The sequence below is a fragment of the Colwellia sp. genome (assembly GCF_013215345.1).
In the GTDB taxonomy this organism is placed as follows: domain Bacteria; phylum Pseudomonadota; class Gammaproteobacteria; order Enterobacterales; family Alteromonadaceae; genus Colwellia.
Genome location: NZ_JABSOV010000013.1, coordinates 34,810 through 51,100, shown reverse-complemented (window position 1 = coordinate 51,100; position 16,291 = coordinate 34,810). Strand labels below are relative to the sequence as shown.

At 39.9% G+C, this 16,291-nt stretch carries 16 protein-coding genes; 10 read left to right on the top strand and 6 right to left on the bottom strand.

Annotation, left to right across the window (positions count from 1 at the left end):
- The first annotated feature begins 58 nt into the window (after positions 1-58).
- The 9 genes from HRT50_RS02645 (at position 59) to tilS (ending at position 11,166) form a co-directional block, all read left to right on the top strand.
- Positions 59-577: an OmpH family outer membrane protein gene (locus tag HRT50_RS02645; RefSeq protein ID WP_291611061.1), complete on the top strand. Its 519-nt coding sequence runs from the start codon at positions 59-61 to the stop codon at positions 575-577.
- A 72-nt stretch (positions 578-649) separates the two neighbouring features.
- Positions 650-1,699 (top strand): UDP-3-O-(3-hydroxymyristoyl)glucosamine N-acyltransferase, encoded by a 1,050-nt coding sequence (lpxD, locus tag HRT50_RS02640; protein WP_291611059.1) that lies wholly within the window; start codon positions 650-652, stop codon positions 1,697-1,699.
- Positions 1,700-1,826: 127 nt separating this feature from the next.
- Positions 1,827-2,279 (top strand): 3-hydroxyacyl-ACP dehydratase FabZ, encoded by a 453-nt coding sequence (fabZ, locus tag HRT50_RS02635; RefSeq protein ID WP_291611057.1) that lies wholly within the window; start codon positions 1,827-1,829, stop codon positions 2,277-2,279.
- A gap of 48 nt (positions 2,280-2,327) precedes the next feature.
- Complete coding sequence (gene lpxA, locus HRT50_RS02630) at positions 2,328-3,098, top strand: acyl-ACP--UDP-N-acetylglucosamine O-acyltransferase (RefSeq protein ID WP_291611055.1); 771 nt, start codon at positions 2,328-2,330, stop codon at positions 3,096-3,098.
- A 149-nt stretch (positions 3,099-3,247) separates the two neighbouring features.
- Positions 3,248-4,423, top strand: a complete 1,176-nt coding sequence (gene lpxB, locus HRT50_RS02625) for a lipid-A-disaccharide synthase (RefSeq protein ID WP_291611053.1) — start codon at positions 3,248-3,250, stop codon at positions 4,421-4,423.
- A gap of 45 nt (positions 4,424-4,468) precedes the next feature.
- Positions 4,469-5,125 carry a ribonuclease HII gene (gene rnhB, locus HRT50_RS02620; RefSeq protein ID WP_291611052.1) on the top strand — a complete coding sequence of 219 codons (657 nt, stop codon included), beginning with the start codon at positions 4,469-4,471 and terminating at the stop codon, positions 5,123-5,125.
- A 13-nt stretch (positions 5,126-5,138) separates the two neighbouring features.
- Positions 5,139-8,693, top strand: coding sequence for a DNA polymerase III subunit alpha (gene dnaE / locus HRT50_RS02615; protein WP_291611108.1), 3,555 nt, complete (start codon positions 5,139-5,141; stop codon positions 8,691-8,693).
- 110 nt (positions 8,694-8,803) lie between these two features.
- The gene (gene accA, locus HRT50_RS02610) at positions 8,804-9,760 is read left to right on the top strand and encodes an acetyl-CoA carboxylase carboxyl transferase subunit alpha (RefSeq protein WP_291611050.1); all 957 of its coding nucleotides are present in this window, start codon (positions 8,804-8,806) and stop codon (positions 9,758-9,760) included.
- Between the two features lie 56 nt (positions 9,761-9,816).
- Positions 9,817-11,166 carry a tRNA lysidine(34) synthetase TilS gene (tilS, locus tag HRT50_RS02605; protein WP_291611048.1) on the top strand — a complete coding sequence of 450 codons (1,350 nt, stop codon included), beginning with the start codon at positions 9,817-9,819 and terminating at the stop codon, positions 11,164-11,166.
- A 192-nt stretch (positions 11,167-11,358) separates the two neighbouring features.
- Here tilS and sstT read toward each other — a convergent pair whose 3' ends face one another.
- Complete coding sequence (gene sstT, locus HRT50_RS02600; RefSeq protein ID WP_291611046.1) at positions 11,359-12,582, bottom strand: serine/threonine transporter SstT; 1,224 nt, start codon at positions 12,580-12,582, stop codon at positions 11,359-11,361.
- A gap of 182 nt (positions 12,583-12,764) precedes the next feature.
- Between sstT and HRT50_RS02595 the strand changes: the two genes are divergently transcribed.
- Positions 12,765-13,334, top strand: a complete 570-nt coding sequence (locus HRT50_RS02595) for an alkylphosphonate utilization protein (RefSeq protein WP_291611044.1) — start codon at positions 12,765-12,767, stop codon at positions 13,332-13,334.
- Between the two features lie 126 nt (positions 13,335-13,460).
- Here the strand turns inward: HRT50_RS02595 and fur are convergent, their stop codons facing one another.
- The 5 genes from fur to HRT50_RS02570 all read right to left on the bottom strand — a co-directional run bounded on the left by fur (position 13,461) and on the right by HRT50_RS02570 (position 16,158).
- Entirely contained in the window at positions 13,461-13,904 is a 444-nt protein-coding gene (gene fur, locus HRT50_RS02590; RefSeq protein WP_291611042.1) for a ferric iron uptake transcriptional regulator, read from the bottom strand.
- A gap of 172 nt (positions 13,905-14,076) precedes the next feature.
- Positions 14,077-14,604 (bottom strand): flavodoxin FldA, encoded by a 528-nt coding sequence (fldA, locus tag HRT50_RS02585; RefSeq protein WP_291611040.1) that lies wholly within the window; start codon positions 14,602-14,604, stop codon positions 14,077-14,079.
- A 32-nt stretch (positions 14,605-14,636) separates the two neighbouring features.
- On the bottom strand, positions 14,637-14,918 hold the full coding sequence (ybfE, locus tag HRT50_RS02580) for a LexA regulated protein (RefSeq protein ID WP_291611038.1): 282 nt from the start codon (positions 14,916-14,918) through the stop codon (positions 14,637-14,639).
- A gap of 3 nt (positions 14,919-14,921) precedes the next feature.
- Entirely contained in the window at positions 14,922-15,143 is a 222-nt protein-coding gene (locus tag HRT50_RS02575; protein WP_291611106.1) for a DUF2788 domain-containing protein, read from the bottom strand.
- A gap of 226 nt (positions 15,144-15,369) precedes the next feature.
- Positions 15,370-16,158 carry an alpha/beta fold hydrolase gene (locus HRT50_RS02570; protein ID WP_291611036.1) on the bottom strand — a complete coding sequence of 263 codons (789 nt, stop codon included), beginning with the start codon at positions 16,156-16,158 and terminating at the stop codon, positions 15,370-15,372.
- Positions 16,159-16,291 lie beyond the last annotated feature (133 nt).

Genomic DNA, 16,291 nt, shown 5'->3' with positions numbered 1-16,291 from the left:
AATTGTCATTATTAATGGCTAGAAATAAATAATAAATAATAAATAAAGGGGAACAACGTTGAATAAAGTTATCAAAACTATGGTTATGGGCGTAGCTGCGTCAGGTATGTTATTAGCAAGTTCGGCAATGGCTGCTGATCAAAAAATTGCCGTAGTAAACTTTCAAGAAATTATGGGTAAAATTCCGCAAACAGCAGCTTTAATGCAAAGTTTAGAAGCCGAGTTTAAAGATGAAAAAGCTATCATCACTCAACTTGAAAAAGATATTAAATATTATCAAGAAAAACTTAAGCGTGATGGCTCATTAATGAGTGTTAAAGAAAAAGAAGAATTAGATGTTAAAATTAAGTCTTTATTTCAAGAGTACCAAGTAAAGGGCAAAGCACTACAGCAAAAAGCGACTCAACGTCAAAACCAAGAGACTAATAAAATCATCGCTTTAGTTCGTCAAGCTGTTGATAATATTGCGGCTAAACAAGATTATGATTTAGTACTTTCTCAACAAGCGGTAGTTTACTCTAAACCGGGTGCTAGCATTACTGATCTTGTGGTAGAGCATGTAAGTAAGCTTAAGTAAATTTGAATAGGCTGTTAACAATCATTATTAATACGACTTATTGGCTTAATAATTGTAATAAAAGGCAATGATATGACTTACACCCTAGCTGAAATAGCTATCAAGCTAGATGCTAAATTAGTAGTTCCAGCAGAGCTAGATGATGCACAAGCGGCTTCAGTTGAAATAAGTGGCTTAGCAACGCTAGCAAATGCAGCTAGCGGGCAGGTGGCTTTTTTATCTAATAGCAAATACCAGCAACAACTTAGTTCAACCAAGGCGAGCGCAGTAATTGTTACTGCCGATGCAGTTGAGTCTTGTCCTGTCAGTGCCCTAGTGATGGCTAACCCTTATATGGGTTATGCCATTCTTGCTAATTTACTTAACAGCACGCCAAAAGTTGCCTGTGGTATCCATGCAAGTGCCGTTATTGCGGATAATGTTGTTATCGGTAAAAATGTCAGTGTTGGTGCTAATGCCGTGATTGAATCTGGCGCTCAATTAGCTGATGACGTCAGCATTGGTGCGGGCTGCTTTATTGGTCAAGGAGTAAAAATTGGCGAAGCGACTACGCTTTGGGCAAATATTACTATTTACCATCAAGTTCAAATTGGTCACCATTGTTTAATTCAGGCTAATACCGTTATTGGCTCTGATGGATTTGGTTATGCGCCAGTGAAGGGCCCATACAAATGGCATAAAATCCCCCAGTTGGGTAGTGTAATTATTGGTAATCACGTCGAAATTGGTGCCAGTACTACCATTGACCGTGGTGCATTGGACAATACCGAAATACGAGATGGGGTGATTTTAGATAATCAAATACAAATTGCCCATAACGTTATCGTTGGTGAAAATACTGCGATGGCGGCTTGTAGTGTCATTGCCGGTAGTACAGTAATGGGCAAAAACTGTACCATTGCTGGTTTGGTTGGCGTAAATGGCCATATCAATATTGCTGATAATTGTGTTTTTACCGGTATGGCTATGGTAACCAAAGATATCCCTCACGCAGGTGTTTATTCTTCTGGTATGCCAGCAGCGCCAAATAAAGAATGGAATAAAACCAATGCTAGGGTTAGGCGCCTAGATAGCTTATCCAAACGAGTGAAAGAGTTAGAAAAATTACTCGCGAATAACTAGCTATTAACCCCGCCAATGCGTAAAATGCTGCAAAGTCTCTTCCATCATTCAAGACGATGCGGACGTATATATAGTAAGCGATTAGTTCTCTATTAACTAATCGCGCTAGCCAACAAGGAATATTCATTTGGAAACTGTAAAAAAACCAATAGATCTTAACGAAATAAAAACATTGATACCGCACAGATACCCAATGTTATTAGTTGATAAAGTTATAGATCATGAACCAGGGAAAACGTTACATGCGATAAAAAATGTTACGATAAATGAACCTGTTTTTACTGGCCATTTTCCGGAGTTAGCAATATTTCCTGGTGTTTTAATTTTAGAAGCCTTAGCACAGGCAACGGGTATACTTGGCTTTAAAAGTACAGAAGGTCGTGAAGATAATGAAATGTACCTTTTTGCTTCAATAGACAAGGCTAGGTTTAAAAAGCCGGTATTACCCGGTGATACCATGCATTTACATGTTGAACTGCTTAAAGAGCGTCGAGGCATGTGGAAGTTTTATGGTGAGGCAAGGGTTGATGGCAAGGTAGTTTGTAGTGCCAATCTTATGTGTGCACGTCGCGCCTTATAACTTTTATTTAATAACAAACGCTCACTTATCCAGTAGAAGATTAAACATATGATTCATCCCCAAGCTATTATTGAGCCAGGCGCAGTGATTGGCAAAAATGTTTCCATAGGTCCATGGACCTATATCGCCAGTAATGTTGTTATTGGTGATAACTGTGAAATTAGCTCACATGTGGTTATTAATGGCCCAACACGGTTAGGTAAAGGTAACCGTATTTTTCAATTCGCCAGTATTGGTGAAGACTGTCAGGATCTTAAGTACGCAGGTGAACCAACAGAGTTAGTTATTGGTGACAATAATACCTTTCGTGAGTCCTGTACTATTCACCGTGGCACTATTCAAGATAATAGTATTACTCAAATTGGCAGTAATAATTTATTTATGGCTTATACCCATGTTGCCCACGATTGTATAGTTGGCAGCCATTGTATTTTTGCTAATAATGCTTCTATTGCTGGTCATGTTCACGTTGGTGATCATGCCATTATTGGTGGCATGGTAGGAGTACATCAGTTCTGTCGTATTGGCGCCCATAGCTTTATAGCCGGTAATGCCTTAATACTTAAAGATGTGCCTGCCTATGTTATGGCGTCAGGGCAACCAGCAAAACCTTTTGGTTTAAATAGTGAAGGGCTAAAGCGTCGTGGCTTTAGTAAAGAAACTATCTTAACCATTAAACGTGCTTATAAGATCATGTACCGCCAAGGTTTTTCCGTTGATGAAGCATTAAAGCTAATCAGCGAAATGCCAGCACAATCCCCAGAATTACAACTGTTTTGTGATTCAATCAAAGAATCTAATCGCGGCATCATTCGTTAAACTTAGTACATTAAATTTGGTACATTAAATTTAGTACGTTAAACCTAGTACGTTAACCATGTGTCGTTAATACCTGTACTTTGTACAGATACCGTTACTATAGGTACCGTTAATAAAGGTACCGTTCACTTTAAGTACCTTTAACGCCTATGACTGCTCAGAATCAAAAAGCTCATCAACAACTTGTCTTTGCTATTGTTGTTGGTGAACATTCAGGTGATACCCTAGGCGCAGGCCTGATAACTTCATTACGTAAAATACACCCTAATGCTGAGTTTATTGGTATTGGCGGTCCAAAAATGCAAGCACTTGGTTTTGAAAGTCTATTTGCTATGGATGAGTTGTCAGTGATGGGACTAGTAGAAGTACTTGGCCGTATCCGACGTTTACTGCATGTCCGTAAAACCTTAAGCAATTATTTTACCAGCCATAAGCCAGACGTATTTATTGGCATTGATGCGCCTGATTTTAATATTGGTCTAGAGTTGAAACTTAAAGCTCAGGGCATTAAAACAGTGCATTATGTTAGCCCGTCTGTATGGGCTTGGCGTGAAAAGCGTATTTTTAAAATAGCCAAAGCAACTAACATGGTATTGGCTTTATTGCCTTTTGAAAAAGCCTTCTACGATAAACATAATGTACCTTGTACCTTTGTTGGTCACCCCCTTGCCGATGATATCCCCATGCATAGTGATAAATCGGCGGCTAGAGCTCAGCTAGGCTTAGCGCAAGAGCAAAAAATATTAGCACTTATGCCCGGTAGTCGTGGTGGGGAATTATCTCGCTTACTTAGTGACTTTTTTGAAAGTGCCAAACAATTATACGCCCAAGATAGTGAATTACTTTTTATCGCACCTATGATCAGTGAACAACGCACTGAGCAATTCAATACCCTTAAAGCTGAGCTTGCCCCAGACTTGCCGGTAACAGTTATCCTCAATCAAACCCAAGCGGTGATGGCAGCCAGTGATTGCTTATTAACAGCCTCGGGTACAGTCACCTTAGAAGCCGCTTTGATAAAAAGACCCATGGTGATTTGTTATAAGTTCAGCCCAGTAACATTTCTCTTAGCTCGCTGGTTGGTTAAATTGAAATGGTTCTCTCTGCCTAATTTATTAGCAAATAAGTCTTTAGTTCCGGAGTTATTGCAAAAAGAAGTTTGCCCTGACAATATTGTGCCGTTAATCAAAGAGCGCTTATATCAAGATCAAAGCCAGCTTAATGACAGCTACCTTACCATTCACCAGCAACTAAAATGTGATGCCAGTGTGCAAGCAGCCAAAGCAGTACTTGATGTTTTATCGACTAAGCCTTTAGCTGAATAATAATTTCAATCAATAGTAATTAATAAATAATATAAGACTAAATTTATGCCGAGCAAGCAAACTTTTCCAGATTTTGAGTATCCCATCGCCTATTGTATTGCTGGTGTTGACGAAGTTGGTCGTGGTCCATTGGTTGGTGATGTGGTTACTGCGGCAGTCATTCTAGACCCAGATAATCCGATTGAAGGGCTAAAGGACTCAAAAAAGCTATCTGAAAAGAAGCGCGCTTTACTTTCTATTGAAATAAAAGAAAAAGCTATTGCTTGGTCATTAGGGCGCGCTAACCCGCAAGAAATAGATACCTTAAATATTTTGCACGCTACCATGCTTGCCATGCAACGCGCTGTAGCAGGGCTTAGCGTAGAGCCTGATTTCGTGCTAGTGGATGGTAATCGCTGTCCAACTTTTTTAAGCTCAAGCCGTGATGAGCAAGCACAAAGTGCTAAAATAGCTAGCCTAGCTGTGGTAAAAGGTGATGCGCGCGTTGCCGAAATAAGTGCCGCTTCCATTATTGCTAAAGTCGCCCGTGATGATGAAATGATCGCCCTAGATAAACTCCACCCTGAGTATGGTTTTGCCAAACACAAAGGTTATCCAACCAAGTTACATTTAGAAAAAATCATTGAGCATGGTGTACTTGATTGCTATCGACAAAGTTTTAAACCTGTCGCTAGGGTGCTAGGTACTTATCATGACAAATAGCATGGGGGAAATCATGACTGATCTTTCGACCGAAACCGAGTCTAGCGTTTATGTGCCGCCTAAATTTATCCATTTACGTGTACATAGTGATTTCTCTATGTGTGATGGTCTAAAGAAGGTTAAACCTATCATCGCTAGAGCTGCTGAGCTTAATATGCCAGCGGTAGCCCTAACTGATCAGACTAATTTATGCGGCCTAGTGAAATATTACCATGCTGCACATAACGCTGGTCTCAAGCCGATCATTGGCTGTGATTTTTGGGTTAAAAGTGATGAGCTAGAAGATGAGCTGTCACGCATTGTGGTACTTACTACCAATAATGTTGGCTATAAAAACATAACCGAACTCATCTCTAAAGCCTACCTGCGTGGACATGTACAAAACAAGGCTGTTATTGATAAATTATGGTTAGTTGAATATAAAGAAGGTTTGATCATACTTTCAGGTGGTCGCGAAGGCGATATTGGTAAAGCCTTGTTAAAAGGTAATACTGAACTTGTTAATGAGATGGTTCACTTTTATCAGCAACACTTTGACCGTTGTTTTTTTCTTGAGCTAATTAGAACGGGTCGAGAAGATGAAGAAAACTATATTCACCTTGCCGTAGCACTGGCAGAGCAGCAAAACTTGCCGGTAGTTGCCACTAATGAAGTGATGTTCCTCGAACCTGAAAACTTTGATGCCCATGAAATTCGCGTGGCCATTCATGACGGCTTTACCCTTGATGATAAGAGGCGCCCGAAGCGTTACAGTACGCAGCAGTATTTGCGTAGCGAAGCTGAAATGTGTGAACTATTCAGTGACATACCTGAAGCTCTAACCAACAGCGTTGAAATAGCGAAGCGCTGTAATGTCACCGTCACCCTAGGCGAATATGTATTACCGGACTTCCCAACCGAAGGTTTGGAGATTAATGATTTCTTTATTAAAGTTTCAGAAGAAGGTTTGGAAAAACGTCTCGACCAACTATTTGATCGTAATGCCGAAGACTTTGCCCAAATTAGAGTGCGCTACGATGAACGCTTAAAAATAGAGCTTGAAGTTGTTAATAATATGGGCTTCCCTGGTTATTTCCTGATTGTTATGGAGTTTATCCAGTGGAGTAAAGATAATAATATACCCGTAGGCCCTGGTCGTGGTTCAGGTGCTGGCTCTTTGATTGCTTATTCACTTGATATTACCGATCTCGACCCCTTGGAATATGACTTGTTATTTGAGCGATTCTTAAACCCTGAACGTGTCTCCATGCCAGATTTCGATATCGATTTTTGTATGGACAGACGTGATGAAGTTATTGACCATGTGGCCGAGCTTTATGGCCGTGATGCGGTTTCGCAAATTATCACCTTTGGTACCATGGCGGCGAAAGCCGTTATCCGTGATGTTGGTCGTGTACTCGGTCATCCATACGGCTTTGTTGACCGAATTTCAAAGCTTATTCCGCCAACACCTGGCATGACCTTAGCTAAAGCCTTTGAAGAAGAGCCTAAGCTACCTGAAATTTATGCACAAGATCCGGAAGTCAAAGATCTTATTGATATGTGCCGAATTCTGGAAGGTACTACGCGTAATGCTGGTAAACATGCCGGAGGCGTGGTTATTTCTCCGACTACCATCACAGATTTTGCGCCACTTTATTGTGATGACGAAGGTAAAAACCCGGTTACCCAGTTTGATAAAAATGATGTTGAAGATGCGGGTTTAGTTAAGTTCGATTTCTTAGGGCTAAGAACGTTAACAATCTTGCAATGGGCCATTGAAATGGCTGATGTGAAATTGCTTAAAGCTGGCAAAGAGCCTATTGATATCACTAAAATCGATCTGGAAGATAGAGCCAGTTTTAAGGTATTACTTGCCTCGAAAACCACGGCCGTATTCCAGCTTGAATCTAGCGGCATGAAGTCGTTAATTGAGAAACTAAAACCGGATTGTTTTGAAGATATTATCGCTCTGGTGGCATTATTTCGCCCTGGGCCATTGCAATCAGGCATGGTGGATAACTTTATCGAGCGTAAACATGGTCGTGAAGAAGTTAGCTATCCAGATGAAACCTGGCAGCATCTTGATTTAAAACCCGTTCTTGAGCCAACCTACGGCATCATTTTGTACCAAGAACAAGTCATGCAAATTGCGCAAGTACTGGCGGGCTATTCACTTGGTGGCGCAGATATGTTGCGTCGTGCCATGGGTAAGAAAAAGCCAGAAGAAATGGCCAAGCAGCGTGCGGGCTTTGAAAAAGGTGCTATAGATCGCGGTGTTGATGGCGAACTGGCAATGAAAATCTTCGATTTAGTAGAGAAGTTTGCTGGTTATGGTTTTAACAAGTCTCATTCTGCCGCTTATGCCTTAGTTTCCTATCAAACATTGTGGATGAAAACCCATTTTCCGGGACCTTTTCTAGCTGCGGTTATGTCAGCGGATATGGATAATACTGAGAAGATTGTTACTTTAGTTGATGAATGTAGCAATATGGATATCGACTTATTACCACCTGATGTAAATGCTGGGCAGTATAAATTTACCGTCAATGAAGAAGATCAAATTGTTTATGGCATAGGTGCCGTTAAAGGTGTCGGTGAAGGCCCTATTGAAGCCATTATTGCCGCACGCACAGCAGGAGGTCCTTTTACCGACCTATTTGATTTCTGTGCTCGTCTTGATTTGAAGAAAACTAATAAGCGCGTACTGCAAAAATTAATTAAATCGGGCGCTATGGATAGCTTAGGGCCGAAATATCAAAAAGGTATTGTCACCGAGCAGGGCGCTAACCGTGCGGCACTCTTTGAAAGCCTGCCTGAAGCGATTAAAGCCGCAGAGCAGCATGCCAAGGCGGAATCATTAGGACAAAATGATTTATTTGGTTTGATCAATGATGAACAAACAGACTCTAGACAATCTTATAAAGAGGTAAGAGCTTGGGCGGAAGAAGTTTGGCTTGACGGTGAAAAAGAAACTTTAGGTCTTTATTTAACCGGTCATCCAATTAATCGTTACTTGAGTGAAATAAAAAAATATTCTTCTAATCGACTGGTTGCGATGCAACCTACCGGTCGTGATAGCCAAGCAGTAGCCGTTGGTTTAGTTATTGGTGTACGCGTGTTAGTCAATAAGCGCGGGCGTCGCTGGGCATTAGTGACCTTGGATGATAAGAGTGCCCGAATGGATATTCGACTCTTTCCTGATGACTATGATCGCTTCGCTGAACTGCTAGTAAATGACGCTATTTTGGTTTGTAGCGGACAGGTCAGCTTTGATGATTATTCAGGTGGTAATACAATGACCGCTCGGGATATAATGACCGTCACTGCCGCGCGTGAAAATTATCTCAGCTCAATTGATGTTAAAGTCGATAAGAGCTTGATAGCAGATGATTTTATCGAGCAGTTTGCTCAGGTGTTAACGCCTTTTAAAGAAGGTACCTGTCCAGTGCGGGTTTTTTATCAGCGCGAAGAAGCTCAAGCTATGCTCGAGTTAGGCGTGCAATGGCGAGTAACGCCAGCCGATATGTTGCTATACGAATTAAAAACATTGCTTGGTGACGACTGTGTCGCCATGGAATTTAAATAACTTACTATTCAACAAAATATATTAACAAAGCTATATTGATTAATATTATATGTTTGCATAGTTTAAAAACTATTTTAAAAATTAACTAGATTTATTAGGTAAAAATAAGCATGTCATTAAACTTTTTAGATTTCGAGCAGCCTATTGCTGAACTTGATGCAAAAATTGAAGAGCTAGAGTTGGTTAATAACGGCCAAGAGCTTGATCTTGATTTAGAAGAGCAAATCACGCAGTTGCGCGAAAAAAACAAAGAGCAAACTAAGAAAATATTTGCCAATCTTGACCCATGGCAAACTGCACGTGTAGCACGTCATCCACAACGTCCTTACTCACTTGATTATATTCCGCGTATCTTTACTGAATTTGATGAATTAGCCGGTGATCGCGCTTATGCAAACGATAGTGCCATTGTTGGTGGTACCGCACGTTTAGATGGCAAACCTGTGATGATTATTGGTCATCAAAAAGGCCGCTCAACCGCTGAGAAAGTTAAACGTAACTTTGGTATGCCGCGTCCAGAAGGTTACCGTAAAGCGCTACGTTTAATGGAAATGGCTGAACGTTTTAATATGCCTATCATCACTTTTATCGACACTCCTGGTGCTTACCCTGGTGTTGGTGCGGAAGAGCGTGGTCAAAGTGAAGCGATTGCCCGTAACTTAAAAGTAATGGCACGTTTAACTGTACCTATCGTTTGTACTGTAATTGGTGAAGGTGGCTCAGGTGGCGCTTTAGCCATTGGTGTTGGTGACAGAGTAAACATGCTGCAATATGCAACTTACTCAGTAATTTCTCCTGAAGGTTGTGCATCTATCTTATGGAAAACGGCTGAGAAAGCGCCTACCGCAGCTGCAGCTATGGGCATTACTGCTACTCGCATTAAAGAATTAGATTTAATCAACACTATTGTTGAAGAGCCATTAGGTGGAGCACATCGCGATATGGATCTTATGGCAGCACATCTTAAGCAAGCACTTAAGAAGGACCTAGCTGACTTAGAAGGCTTAAGTAAAGATGAGCTGATTGAGCAACGCTATGACAGATTAATGTCATTTGGTTACTGCTAAACAACTTAACCGGCAGTATTTTCAATTATCTTGGATATAGCTGCCGGTTTTTTACTATGCATAATATAATAACAACCCTTCATAACACCCTCAAAAGTCTTTTCGAAATACATGGAAATATTGAGTTAGTTATTGCCTATAGTGGCGGTGTTGACTCTCAGGTTCTGTTACACGCTTTAATGCAATTAAAGCAAAAAAAACTGGTCAATAATAACATAACAGTCTGTCATGTTAATCATGGTTTAAGTGACAATGCCCTGCATTGGCAGCAATTCGCTCAGCAAGAATGTGACAAGCTTTCGGTTAAACTCGTTATTAAAAGTGTGCATGTACAAGCGCAAGCACAACACTCGCTTGAAGCTTTAGCACGTGATGCTAGATACCATGCTTTGAAAACATTAAGGGCTCAAAAGTCTTTGGTGTTAACTGGCCATCATAGTGATGATCAGAGTGAAACCTTTTTATTAGCGCTGAAACGAGGTGCAGGTTTAAAAGGTCTTGCAGCTATGTCAGCGCAAACTCAACTTGCTCAGCACTTATTAGTTCGTCCGTTATTGAGTATCTCCCGACAAGAAATAGAAGCTTATGCGCAAGCTCACCAGCTTAATTGGATTGAGGATGAGTCAAATCTTGATACTTGTTTTGATCGTAACTTTATTCGGCAGCAGGTCATGCCACTTTTACGTGCACGTTGGCCCAGTATTAGTAACACCATTAATCGCAGTGCCAGCCATTGTTTAGCTGGACAAGAGTTATTGGATGAACTTGCCGAGCAAGATTTAAGCGTATGTAGTGCCAGTGAAGACAGCTTACATATTGATCGCTTGCAGTCATTATCAATAGCCCGTTTTAATAATCTAATTCGCTATTTTATGGCGCAGCATGCTTGCTTGATGCCAAGTACTGAACAGCTGAACCAAGTTAGGCAACAGTTACAGGCAGCTGATGATAAAAGTCCACAAATTAACGTGTCTGGGCAGGTTTTTCGCCGCTTTAAAGGTGCGCTTTACTTAACACCAGATTATCAAGACTTAAGTGATTGGCAAACGTCAGTTGCTCTGTCCGAAGACAACACTGCAGTCACTTTACCGGATAACTTAGGGAAACTGATTTTCAATCATAACATCGGTAAAGCTAATGGCTCGTCAGCTATTATTTTTCCTAAACAGAAACAGCGCGTCACGGTACGTTTTAGTCATCATAACCCTAAGTGTTTACCTGATTTTAGACAGCATTCCCGTAGCGTTAAAAAAGTACTACAAGAGCTAAATATAGCCCCTTGGCAGCGTAAGCGTATTGCTTTCTTATATTACGATAATGAGTTGGTCGCAGCGGTGGGGCATTTTATTTGTCAGCCTTTTATCGCCAAGGACAATGAAAAAAGCATCACTATAAACTGGAATTAGTATGGTAAAACGATGTCTATGAGCAAGCAACTATTCAACGGGATTTTATCAAAAACTTTGACCATACTTTTCTAAACTTCTAAGTTCAAAATTAGAATTAGAATTAGAATTAGAATTTTAAAAGGCCGATAGTACTAATGTATTATCGGCCTTTTTAATATGAGCGTCAGCTTTTGTTTATCTGGCAGTTCGCTACTTAGTTATATGATGCGAAGCTGCTGCTGAAAACACCACATCGGTTGAACTGTTTAATGCCGTTTCGGCTGAGTCTTGAATAACGCCAATAATAAAACCAATGGCAACAACCTGCATAGCAATATCGTTATTGATGCCAAATAAGCCACAAGCTAATGGAATAAGTAATAGTGAGCCACCAGCGACACCAGAGGCACCACATGCTGAAATAGCGGCAACCACTGACAGTAATATTGCCGTGGCAAAGCTAACTTCAATATCTAAACTATTCGCTGCCGCCAAGGTTAGTACGGTAATCGTAATAGCGGCACCTGCCATGTTGATAGTGGCACCTAATGGAATTGATACCGAATAGGTGTCTTCATGTAAATCTAACTTCTTACATAAGGCCATATTCACTGGAATATTCGCTGCGGAACTACGGGTGAAAAAGGCGGTAATACCTGACTCTCTAAGACAAGTGAAAACCAAAGGGTAAGGGTTTTTCTTAGTGATAATAAAGACAATAAGCGGGTTAACCAGCAAGGCAATAATTAACATAGCGCTAATCAACACGACCACCAAGTGGCTATATTCACCTAAAGCGCTAAAGCCGGTAGTGGCAACAGTATTCGCTACTAAACCAAATATCCCTAGTGGTGCAAAGCGTATTACCATACGAACAATGCTCGAAATTGCTTCGCTTAAGTCATGCACCATAGCTTTACTTGACGCACTGGCATGTTTTAATGAAAATCCTAAGCCCAATCCCCAAGCAAGTACAGCGATAAAATTACCAGTAGCAATAGCTGTTATTGGGTTCTCAACCACTTTAAAAGCCAGCGTAGCCAAAACTTCGGTTAATTTTTGTGGCGGGTTAGCGCTCGCTCCGGCTAAATCTAAGGTCAGCTCAGTCGGAAAAGCAAAACTTAATAATACCGCAATAAAGGCTGCACTCAGGGTTCCTAAGAAATATAAGCCAATGATAGGCTTTAACTCAGCACTACTATCGAGCTTTTGATTAGCGATAGCAGAGGTGACCAATACCAGCACAAGAATTGGCGCAACTGCTTTTAAGGCGCTGACAAATAAGCTGCCGAGCATGCCGAATGTCTTAGCGGATTCTGGTGATAGAGTTGCTAATAGGCAAGCTAAAATAATTGCGACGATTATTTGGCTGACCAAACTGGTCGATTTAAGTTTTTGAAAAAAAGATACATTCGCTGTCGTTGCGCTGGTCATGGTTTAGCCTGCTACTCAGTAGTTTATAATTATGGGGGAGTTTTATCATTGAAGAATAGTCATTGTCTAGGGGTAATCGATAAACGAGGGGATTTAACCGTTAAAGTAAGTTTTTTCATAGAAATATAAGGCGATGCGGGTATAATTAGCTTATTAAAATAACGAATATCTTTGGAAAAATTATGCCTGCAGAACAAGCATTAAAAACCCGTAGTAATAATAGCTGTGAACTTTGTACCAGTACCAATACGCTGGCAGTTTATCCTGTACCGCCAACAAGTGACTTAAGTGCTCAGCAATCTATTTATGTTTGTCAAAAGTGCTTGTCACAGATTGAAGGTCAAAGCGAGTTAGATCTAAACCATTGGCGCTGTTTGAATGACAGTATGTGGAATCAAGAGCCAGTGGTACAAGTCATGTCATATCGCATGTTACACAAACTCTCTACAGAAAGTTGGGCACAAGACGCCTTAGAGATGATTTACTTGGAAGATGAAGTTAAAACCTGGGCAGAGCAGGGTATAGCAGCGGAGCGTAGTAATGGACCAACCCGAGATAGTAATGGTGCAGAATTACAAGACGGTGATAATGTGACACTAATTAAAGATTTAAAAGTTAAAGGGGCAAACTTTACTGCCAAACAAGGCACCTTAGTACGCGGTATTACGCTAACGGATAACCCTGAACACATCGAAGGGAAAGTAAACGGCACTCGCATAGTTCTAGTATCAGCTTACTTGAAAAAAGCCTGATCTGACCTTAACGACAGATTTCAATAAGCAAAATATCGACAACAAAAAACGCTGTGATAGTGATATCGCAGCGTTTTTATGTTTGGGTAACTAGGTAAGTAAAGTTACCTGAACTAGTAATGTCTTTTATTGATGTTTTTTTCTGTACGACTCACAAGCCTCTTGATCTTCACATTCACCGTATAGATATAAGCTATGATTAGTTAGCTTGATCTTGTTAGCTACGGCAATATCTTTTTGTCTTTCTTCAATGACATTATCTTCAAACTCGACCACTTTACCACATTTCAAACAAACCAAATGATCATGATGTGCTTTATGGGCTAATTCAAAGACTGACTTACCACCTTCAAAATGGTGACGGGTAACGATACCAGCATCATCAAATTGGTTTAATACTCGGTATACAGTAGCTAAGCCAATTTCTTCATTTTGCCCTAGTAATATTTTATACACATCTTCAGCACTGATGTGCTGATTATTTGGCTGTTGAAGAATACTTAGTATTTTAATTCTAGGCAGGGTGATTTTTAATCCAGCTCTTTTAAGTTCTTCGTTTTGTTCAGCCATATTAAGTCTCTAAAGTGATTAAGTAATGTAATATCAAAATTATAGGGGGTTATCGATAAAGAGAAAAGCTTTAGTTTTATTCTTTGATGATATTTTTAGATTTGCTTGAAAAAGCTAAAAAAAAAGCCCAATTAATGGGCTTTTTTCTATTATATCCATGAATGAAATAAGGTTATTCGGAAAATTCAGCTAAACACATTTCATCATTTAATTGCACGAGCCATTTATCAACACGCTCTTCTGTTAATTCACTTTGTCTGTCTTCGTCAATACATAAGCCGATAAATGTATTTTCATCAACAAGCGCTTTAGAAGCTTCAAATTCATAACCTTCGGTTGACCAATTACCAACAACGATAGCACCTTTGCTTTCAACGATGTCACGCAATGGCTCCATCGCATCACAGAAGTATTCGGCGTAATCTTCTTGGTCGCCTAAACCATAGATGGCAACTAATTTGTCAGTGAAATCAATTTCTTCTAAATCAGGTAAAAAGTCATCCCAATCACATTGGTTTTCACCATAGTACCAAGTAGGGATGCCTAAAATCAGTAGATCAAACTCAGCGATTTCCTCTTTAGTGCTTTTGGCAATGTCTTTCACATCAACCATTTGCTTGCCAAGTTTTTTCTGGATCATTTTTCCAATTGCTTCAGTATTACCGGTATCACTGCCGAAGAATAAACCTACGATTGCCATGAAATTTTACCTTATAGATGCTTTCTTAAAAATTACTTAACGTGTGCGGCTAACGACTCTATTAGCAGCGCCTCTATTAATTCACTTCGACTCACTTGTTGAGTTTCAGCTAATTGCTCTAATTGTTCGAATAAACTGTGATGAACCTTAAACTCAACGCGTTTTAAGCCATTGTTTTTATCACGTTTAACTTGATTTCGCTTATTTATCTTTATTTGTACGCTACGAGAGTTTGGGTTCGTTTTTGGGCGTCCAGGGCGTTTTTCATTATTGAATAAGTCAATAGTGGTTAAATCGGATATTTCTTTTGCCATGAGTTAACCCACACCCTGGCTTTCCCAGATAAACTGGATAATAGCCTTAGCAATAAAACCGGCACAGCCGGCAAATAAAACAGTGTATACCACCATTTTACCCATTTTTGGCACATCGTTTTCATTCATCACACCATGAATAGATAAGCCGATAAAACCAAAGATAAAAAGGAAAAATAAATTCAGGCCGATGGCCTCAATAAGCTCAAAATGTTCTACTAGCATAGTGGTTGATTGTTTCTTATACACTAAGGCCAAAAACATTAAGGCCAAAAAATTGGCGGGATTATAACATATCATCTCCGCCATACCATTAGCATTTATGACTAATGGCTAAATAAGCTCAGAAAATAACAACAATAGCGTGTGTTGGCACTAAGAATTTTGATCTTCATCAATGATAGTCAAGTCGACGGGGGGAACTTGTGTTTTTATAAATATTTACCAGCCGTTAACTCTTGATAAAGTCGACAACAATCTTGTTAAAGGCTAGGGTTTTCTCAGCATGCAGCCAATGACCAGCACCTTGGATTATTTTTGCTTTACTGTTAGGTAATAACTTTGCAATAGCTGCTCTATGCTCAGGTAAAATATAATCTGATTTACCACCCTTGATAAACAATGTTGGTCCGTTATAAGCGGCTTGGTTGGCCGCTAATTCATTGGCTTTCATTATTTGTGGGTAGCATAAACTAATGTTGCTAAGGCTACATCTGAAGCTGAATTCACCTTGGCTATCGAGTGCTAAATTACGCAATAAAAATTGTCTAACACCTAGGTTTTCGACAAAGGGCGCAAGTTGCTCATCAGCATCCTTTCGCTTCATCACCTTGGATAAATCGATTGCTTGCAAACCCTTTATTATCTCTAAATGATGTGGCGGGTAACTAACCGGCGCAATATCAGCGATAAGTAATTTTTTAATTCGTTGAGGCTGTTCTATAGCGACTTGAATGGCTATTTTCCCTCCCATAGAATGTCCAAGTAATAGACAAGTATAAATGTTTAAATGGTCTAATAAATTGATAATGTCTTGTGCTAATTCAGGGTATTCCATGGAGCTTGCATGAAACGAATTACCATGATTTCTTACGTCAACACTAGTAACACAAAAATTGTTACTTAATGATTTTGCCACCATATTGAGATTTTCTAAGCTACCAAATAAACCATGGATAAGTACAAGATGTTCGCCAGTACCTGTTTGTTTATAGTTAAGTATTGCGTGCTGTTTTATCATGTTTGACTTAGTTTTTATTTGTCCATTAATGACGATATTGTCATGTTTTTAACGACTATTTGCAAGGATACCCGTTACCAGTCAAGACGCATGTTCCAGAGTGCGGGGTAATTTTATTTCGATGTGATGTGGT